Genomic DNA, 7,250 nt, shown 5'->3' on the forward strand with positions numbered 1-7,250 from the left:
TTCGAGGATTACACCCCCGGCGAGGCGATGTCGGAGCGCTTCTACCAGGTGCGCCGCCGCATGCAGGACGCCGCCCCGAGCCTGCCCGATGGCGTGGTGGGCCCCTTGATCAACGAGGATTTCGGCGACGTCTACTTCTCGCTGGTCGCCCTGCGCGCCCCGGACATGCCGATGCGCGAGATGGTGCGCGAGGCCGAGGCGATCCGCGATCGCCTGCAGCGGGTGGCGGGCGTCAACAAGGCGCAGGTGCTGGGCGAGCGCCAGGAGCGCATGCACCTCGACTTCGACCTGGCCCGGCTGCAGAGCCTGGGCGTCACGCCCCAGGCCGTCTTCGCCGCCATCGAGGCGCACAACCGCCTGCTGCCCGCCGGGCGCGTGGACACCGATGGCCCCCGCCTGCACCTGCGGTTGAACCAGGACCTCTCGGACCCCGAGGCGCTGGCCGAGGTGCCCATTCGCATCGGTGAGCGATTGATCCGCCTCGGCGACATCGCCGAGATCTCGCGCGGCTATGAAGACCCCCCGAGCTATCGGGTGCGCGCCTTCGGCGAGGAGGCACTGCTGCTGGGCGTGGTGATGCAGAACGGCGTCAACGGCCTCGAATTCGGCGAGCGCCTCGACGCCTTCTGGCAGCAGGAGCGCGAGCGGCTGCCGCTGGGCATGTCGCTCGACGTGATGACCGACCAGGCGGATGCCATCGCCGGGGCCGTGAACCTCTTCCAGGTGAAGTTCCTGGTCGCCGTGGTGGTGGTGATGCTGGTCACCATGCTGGCCGTGGGGCTGCGCGCCGGCATCGTGGTCGGCATCGCCATTCCGGTGACGCTGGCGCTGACCTTCGTGGTGATGCTGGCGATGGGCATCAACCTGGACCGCATCACCCTGGGGGCGTTGATCATCGCCCTGGGGCTGCTGGTCGACGATGCCATCATCGCCATCGAGATGATGATCGTGAAGATGGAGGAGGGGTGGGATCGGCTCGAAGCCGCCTCTCACGCCTGGAACGTCACCGCCGCGCCGATGCTCTTCGGCACCCTGGTCACGGTGGCCGGCTTCGTCCCCATCGGCTTTGCCCAGTCCGCCGTGGGCGAGTATGCCGGCAACATCTTCTGGGTGCTGGGCATTGCGCTGCTGCTGTCGTGGATCGTGGCCGTGGTGTTCACGCCCTACCTGGGGGTCAAGCTGCTGCCCGAGCAGACGGTCGGCCATCAGGGGCTCCAGGCGTACCAGTCCCGCGGCTATCGGCGCCTGCGTGCTGCCATCAGCGCCTGCGTGCGCTACCGCAAGAGCGTGGTGGTGGTGACGGTGGCCCTGCTGGTGGCCGCCGTGTCGGGCATGGCCGGGCCGGTGGAGAAGCAGTTCTTCCCCAGTTCGGACCGCCCTGAGGTGCTGGTCAGCGTCTACCACCCGCAGGGCACGGCCATCGGCGCGACCGACGCGACGACGCGGCGCCTCGAGGCGCTGATCGGCGAGGCCGAGGGGGTGGAATCGCTCTCCGCCTACGTGGGGGCCGGCGCCCCACGCTTCTTCATTTCCGCCAACCCGGAGCAGCCCGACCCGGCGTTTGCCAAGCTGATCGCCGTGACCGAGGGCGTCGAGGCCCGGGAGCGGCTGATAACGAGGCTTGAGGAACGCCTCGCGGCCGGCGAATTCCCCGAGGCGCGGGTGCGCGTGCAGAAGCTGCTCTATGGCCCGCCAGTGGACTGGCCGGTGAGCATTCGCGTGCTGGGCGACGAGCCCAACCGGCTTCGCGAGATCGGCCACGAGGTGCGCGAGGTGATCGCCGCGCACCCCGCCACCCGTGATCCGCACCTGGAGTGGGACGAGCGCGTGCCCCGGCTGCATCTGGCGATCGACCCTCACCGGCTGCAGCTGATCGGCCTGACACCGGACGAAGTGGCGCGCCAGCTGCAGTTCCAGCTGGACGGCATCACCATCACCGAGCTGCGCGACGGCATCCGCCTGGTGCCCGCCGTGGGGCGCGGCGCCGCCCAGGACATCGCCGACCTGCAGAGCCTCGAGGTGGTGAACCGCGCCGGCCAGCGGGTGCCGCTCACCCAGCTCGGCGAGCTGGAAACCGTCTTTGAAGAGCCGGTGATCAAGCGCTACAACCGCCAGCCGTTCGTGGCCGTCAATGCCGATATCGAGGGGGCGCAGCCCAACGACGTGACCCTGGAAGTCTGGGAGGCGCTGGGGGCGGTGCGCGAGCGCCTGCCCGGCGGCTACCAGTTGCAGATCGGGGGCTCGGTCGAGCAGTCGGACGAGGCGCAGGCCTCGATCCAGGCCCTGCAGCCGCTGATGGTGGTGCTGATGCTGATCTTCATCATGCTGCAGATGCGCTCCTTTGCCGGCACCTTCATCGTGGTGGCCACCGCGCCGCTGGGGCTGATCGGCGCGGTGGCGGCGCTGCTGCTGTTCCAGCAGCCGTTCGGCTTCGTGGCGACCCTGGGGCTGATCGGCCTGGCGGGCATCCTGATGCGCAACACCCTGATCCTGACCCAGCAGGTTGCGGACAACGCCCAGGCCGGGATGGCGATGCGCGACGCCGTGGTGGAGGCTGCCGTGCAGCGCGCCCGCCCGGTGGTGCTCACGGCAGTGGCGGCGATGCTGGCCTTCGTGCCCCTGACCCTGGACAGTTTCTGGGGGCCGCTGGCCTACGTGCTGATCGGCGGCGTGGCCGTGGGCACCCTGATCACCCTGCTGTTCGTGCCGGCGCTCTATGCCCTCTGGTACCGCATCGCCTCGCGCGCCGAGTGAGCCGCGGCCGGCCGTTTCGCTGCCAGACGCTGCCTGCTGCGCGGGCTCCGGGTTGGACGTCGCCTCCCGCAGGCGGCTAGAGGAACGCTTCCAGCTCGTCGCGCCCCATGTTGCCGCCGGTGATCACCACCACCACATCGCCGTCGGGCGGCAGGGCCGCGGCATCCTCCTGCAGGGCGGCCACGCCCACGGCGGCGCCGGGCTCGGCGGTGAGCTTGCTGCGGTAGAGGAGGTGACGCATGGCGTGGTGGATGGCGGCCTCGTCCACGGTGGCGAGCGCCTGCACGTGTTGCCGGCTCAGCGGATAGGTGTGTTCGCCGACAATGGCCGCGGCCAGGCTCTTGGCACAGGTCTCGACATGCGCGAGCCTGTGCGCGCCGCCCGTGGCCCAGGCGTGGGCCATGCTCGCCGCCCCGGCGGGCTCCACGCCGACCAGCGCAAGCGAGGGGCGCAGGCTGGCGGCGGCCACGCCGATGCCGCCGATCAGCCCGCCGCCGCCGATGGGGCAGAGGATGGCGCTGGCCGCGGGCGCCTGCTCGAGAATTTCCAGCCCCACGATGCCCTGGCCGGCCATGATGCGCTCGTCGTCGTAGGGATGCACCAGGGTCAGGCCGCGCTCCTCGACCAGCCGATGCATCAGCGCCCAGGCGGCGTTGATGTCGCCGTGCAGGATCACCTCGGCGCCGAGTTCACGGCTGCCTGCCACCTTGAAGGGGCTGGCGTTCTCGGGCATCACGATGGTGACCGGCACCTCGGCCTGGCGGGCCGCCCAGGCCAGGCCCAGGGCGTGGTTGCCGGCCGAGACGGTGCCGAGCCCGCCGGCGAGTTCCTTCGGGCCGGCGGTGCGCAGCCAGTTCAGGGCGCCGCGTGCCTTGAACGAGCCGGTGCGCTGGAAGAGTTCGCCCTTGAGCCATACCCGCCGCGCCAGCCTGTCGCTGAGGGCGTGGTCGAGCACCAGGGGCGTGGGGGAGAGGGTGTCGGCGAGGCGTGTCTGCGCCTGCTGGATATCTGCCAATGCGATCATTCTTGAAGCGTAGCCGTTGACCCGCCCCGAGACGAAGCCTGCGGTGCGCCTGGCGAGGGGATGCGATAAGGCTCGCGTCATGCCGATGCCCAAGGCAGAGCTGATGGTAAGGCCTTACCCCATGGCCCCTTGTTATCGTAGGCTTGGCAAGCACCAGCGACCGGACGAATCCCGGTTGCCGGGGCCGCTGCCGGTAAACGCGGTGATCATGGAACACAACAAGAGGACCCCCAGATGCCAGAACGGATCCGCATTGCCCGCCTCGATGGCGACTCGCCCCATGTAGCCATCCTGGCTCAGTGGATCCACGATACCTGGGGGCATCTGCACCCGGGCAGACGCCTGGACACCGCCACCGCCCTGCTGCGCGAGGAGTGTGGGGCGGGCGGCGTGCCGTCGGTGTTTGCCGCCCTGCATGGCGATACGCCGGTGGGCACCGCCAGCCTGGTGGCCGACGACATGAGCGACCGCCGCGACCTGACGCCCTGGCTGGCGTCGGTCTTCGTGCGGCCCGGGTGGCGCGGCCGGGGCATCGCCTCGCGGCTGGTCCAGCGCGTGGAAGACGAGGCGCAGGCCCATGGGGTTGAGCATTTCTACCTCTACACGCCGGATCAGCAGCCGCTCTATCGACGCCTGGGATGGCGCGACATCGAGGCGCGAGACTACCGCGGCGAGACTGTGACCATCATGCGCCGCATCTTCAGCCCCCTTTCCTGAACCGCTGGCCGCCGAGCGCGCCGCCGGTTTCCCGACTCCACCGAAGGAGAGCACATGGCGAAATTGAGTACGCTGTTCGTGATGCTGGCCGCGCTGTTCTGGGGACTGTCCGGCGGCATCGGCGGCGTGCTCATGGCCGATGGCTGGGACCCTCTCGTCGTCTCGCTCTACCGCGGCGCGATCGGGCTGGTGTTCGTGCTCGTCTGGCTGGCGTTGCGCCCGGGCGGCAGCGGCCTGACCGATCGCCGGTTATGGTTCTGGTCGGCGATGGCCGGTCTCGGCGTGGCCGGCAATTTCACCTTCTATTTCGTGAGCATCTCCGAGGGCAGCGTGGCGGTGGCAGCGACGCTGATGTATTGCGCGCCGGTCTTCGTCTTTCTCGTCTCCTTCGCCCTCCGGCTGGAACGGCCCACGCCGCTCAAGTGGGTCGCCATTGTCATGGTCATGCTGGGGATCGTGCTGCTGACGCGCCTCTACGACGTCCAGCCGGGCGGGGTGACCCCCGTCGGCGTCATCGCCGGGCTGCTCTCCGGGCTCTCCTATGCGGTCTTCATCTTCGGCTTCAAGTACGCCGCACCCCACGGCAGCCCCCAGGCCATTCTCGTCATCGCCTTCGCGGTACTCTCGCTCATCCTGTTCTCGCTGGGCGATACCCAGCAGACCCTGTCCGCGTTGAGCACATCGAGCTGGCCGCTCTTCGTCACGCTGGGCGTGCTCGGCGCCGGCGTGTCGTTCATTCTCTATATCGTCGGGTTGAACTATACCGCCCCGGCCGTGGCCTCCATCGTGGCGATGGTCGAGCCGGTCACGGCGTCGCTGTTCGGCGTCGTGGTGCTCGATGAGAGCCTGGTCGCGATCCAGTTGGTCGGCATGGGCCTGATCCTGCTCACGGTGACGGCATTGAGCGTCTCCACGAGCACTCGGTAGGCTTCCTGTCATCTGGACAGATATCCGGTACCGTGGGCATCGGCAACATCCGCAAGCGCGCGGAATTTGCATCGCCCGGCGGGCTTTACCTAGGCACGGTCAGGCCGCTCAGGCCGGATACCAGGACCGCTGGGCTGACGGCAAGAGCCACGCGGCGGATAGTACGGTTTACCAAGGGTTTCAGGAGATCAGAATGATGGGTTGGGGCAATGGGCATGGATGGATGGGCTTTGGCGGGATTTTCATGATCCTGTTCTGGGGGCTGGTCATCCTGGGAGCCGTCGCGCTTTTACGATGGCTGTGGATGAGTGGCAAGGACAGTGGCAAGGACAGTGGCAACGCGTCTCGGAAAACAGCGCTCGACATCCTGCAGGAACGCTATGCACGGGGAGAGATCGAGCGGGATGAATATGAGCGCAAGCGCCGGGACCTCGAAGGGTAGGCAGCGCGCCTGCGTCACCCATGCAACCGGATTGCTGCCATGTATCGCGCCCTCTTGCGCTATTTCGAGACCCTGGTCAATCCCTACCCGGAGGACAATCGGGGCACACCACCCAGGGGGTTGTTCGCCTTTATCCGGCACTTCTCGCGGCCGGTGCTGCCGCTGCTGATCGTGATGTCGCTGCTCACGGCGCTGGTCTCGGCGGCGGAGGTACTCTTCTTCCACACCATGGGCGAGCTGGTGGACTGGCTGGCGGGTGCCGAGCGCGAGGGCTTCTTCGCCGAGCATGGCTGGCGCCTGGCCGGCATGGCGGCGCTGGTGGTGATCGGCCTGCCGCTGTTGACGCTGCTGCAGGCGCTGGTGACCCACCAGAGCATCTTCGGCAACTACCCGATGATCGGCCGCTGGCTGGCGCATCGCCACATGCTTGGCCAGAGCCTGGCGTTCTACCAGGACGAGTTCGCCGGGCGGGTCTCCCAGAAGGTGATGCAGACGGCGCTTGCCATTCGCGAGACGGTGATGAAGCTGATGGACCTGATGGTCTATGTGCTCGTCTACTTCAGCGGGGCCATGCTGCTGATGGGCCGTGCCGAGCCCTGGCTGATGCTGCCGCTGGTGCTCTGGCTGGCCGGCTATATCGCCATCATGTGGGGCTTCGTGCCGCGGCTGCGGGCGGTCTCCATGGCCCAGGCCGACGCCCGGGCCGTGATGACCGGGCGCATCGTCGACAGCTACAGCAATATCCAGACCATCAAGCTGTTCGCCGATACCCGCCGCGAACAGGAATACGCCCGGGGCGCCATGGAGGGGTTCATGAGCACCGTGCATCGGCAGATGCGCCTGGCGACCGGCCTGACCGTCAGCCTGACCCTGCTCAACTCGCTACTGCTGGCCGGGGTGGCGGGCATGGCCATTGGCGCCTGGTACCTGGAGGCGGTATCGCTGGGCATCATCGCCGTGGCGATCGCCCTGGTGATGCGCATCCGCTTCATGTCCGACTGGATTCTCTGGGAGGTGGCCGGGCTGTTCGAGAACATCGGCACCGTGCAGGATGGCCTCAATACCATCGCCCGGGAGCCGGCGGTCCAGGACGCGCCCGAGGCCCGGGCGCTGACGGTGCCGCGCGGCGAGATACGCTTCGAGGCGCTGCGCTTCGGCTATGCGCGCCCCGACGGCCAGGGCCGGCGGGTCTTCGACGGTCTCGACCTGACCATCGCCCCCGGCGAGAAGGTGGGGCTGATCGGCCGCTCCGGGGCGGGCAAGTCGACCCTGGCCAACCTGCTGCTGCGCTTCTATGACCTGGAGGGCGGACGCATCCTGATCGACGGCCAGGACATCACCGATGTGACCCAGGAATCGTTGCGCCGCCACATCGGCATGGTCACC

The 7,250-nt window shown here is 68.4% G+C and carries 6 protein-coding genes; 5 read left to right on the forward strand and 1 reads right to left on the reverse strand.

The window, feature by feature from the left end:
• Positions 1-2,754 (forward strand): efflux RND transporter permease subunit (locus RI841_RS09765; protein WP_310705411.1); only part of this gene is annotated, 2,754 nt, incomplete at its 5' end.
• A 76-nt stretch (positions 2,755-2,830) separates the two neighbouring features.
• On the opposite strand, the gene RI841_RS09770 is transcribed toward RI841_RS09765, so the two are convergent.
• Positions 2,831-3,778 (reverse strand): threonine/serine dehydratase, encoded by a 948-nt coding sequence (locus RI841_RS09770; protein WP_310705412.1) that lies wholly within the window; start codon positions 3,776-3,778, stop codon positions 2,831-2,833.
• Between the two features lie 234 nt (positions 3,779-4,012).
• On the opposite strand from RI841_RS09770, the gene RI841_RS09775 reads away from it, so the two are divergent.
• The 4 genes from RI841_RS09775 to RI841_RS09790 form a co-directional block, all read left to right on the forward strand.
• On the forward strand, positions 4,013-4,495 hold the full coding sequence (locus tag RI841_RS09775; protein WP_310705413.1) for a GNAT family N-acetyltransferase: 483 nt from the start codon (positions 4,013-4,015) through the stop codon (positions 4,493-4,495).
• A gap of 54 nt (positions 4,496-4,549) precedes the next feature.
• Entirely contained in the window at positions 4,550-5,422 is an 873-nt protein-coding gene (locus tag RI841_RS09780; RefSeq protein WP_310705414.1) for a DMT family transporter, read from the forward strand.
• 193 nt (positions 5,423-5,615) lie between these two features.
• Positions 5,616-5,864 (forward strand): SHOCT domain-containing protein, encoded by a 249-nt coding sequence (locus tag RI841_RS09785; protein ID WP_310705415.1) that lies wholly within the window; start codon positions 5,616-5,618, stop codon positions 5,862-5,864.
• Between the two features lie 39 nt (positions 5,865-5,903).
• A partial coding sequence (locus tag RI841_RS09790) for an ABC transporter ATP-binding protein (RefSeq protein WP_310705416.1) occupies positions 5,904-7,250 on the forward strand: 1,347 nt, incomplete at its 3' end.

The sequence above is a fragment of the Halomonas sp. genome (assembly GCF_031581305.1).
In the GTDB taxonomy this organism is placed as follows: domain Bacteria; phylum Pseudomonadota; class Gammaproteobacteria; order Pseudomonadales; family Halomonadaceae; genus Halomonas.

Bases quoted from the DNA above. Each gene is read 5' to 3' on its own strand.
- RI841_RS09780 (WP_310705414.1), top strand. From the start codon at position 4,550: ATGGCGAAATTGAGTACGCTGTTCGTGATGCTGGCCGCGCTGTTCTGG.
- RI841_RS09770 (WP_310705412.1), bottom strand. From the start codon at position 3,778: ATGATCGCATTGGCAGATATCCAGCAGGCGCAGACACGCCTCGCCGAC.
- RI841_RS09785 (WP_310705415.1), top strand. From the start codon at position 5,616: ATGATGGGTTGGGGCAATGGGCATGGATGGATGGGCTTTGGCGGGATT.
- RI841_RS09775 (WP_310705413.1), top strand. From the start codon at position 4,013: ATGCCAGAACGGATCCGCATTGCCCGCCTCGATGGCGACTCGCCCCAT.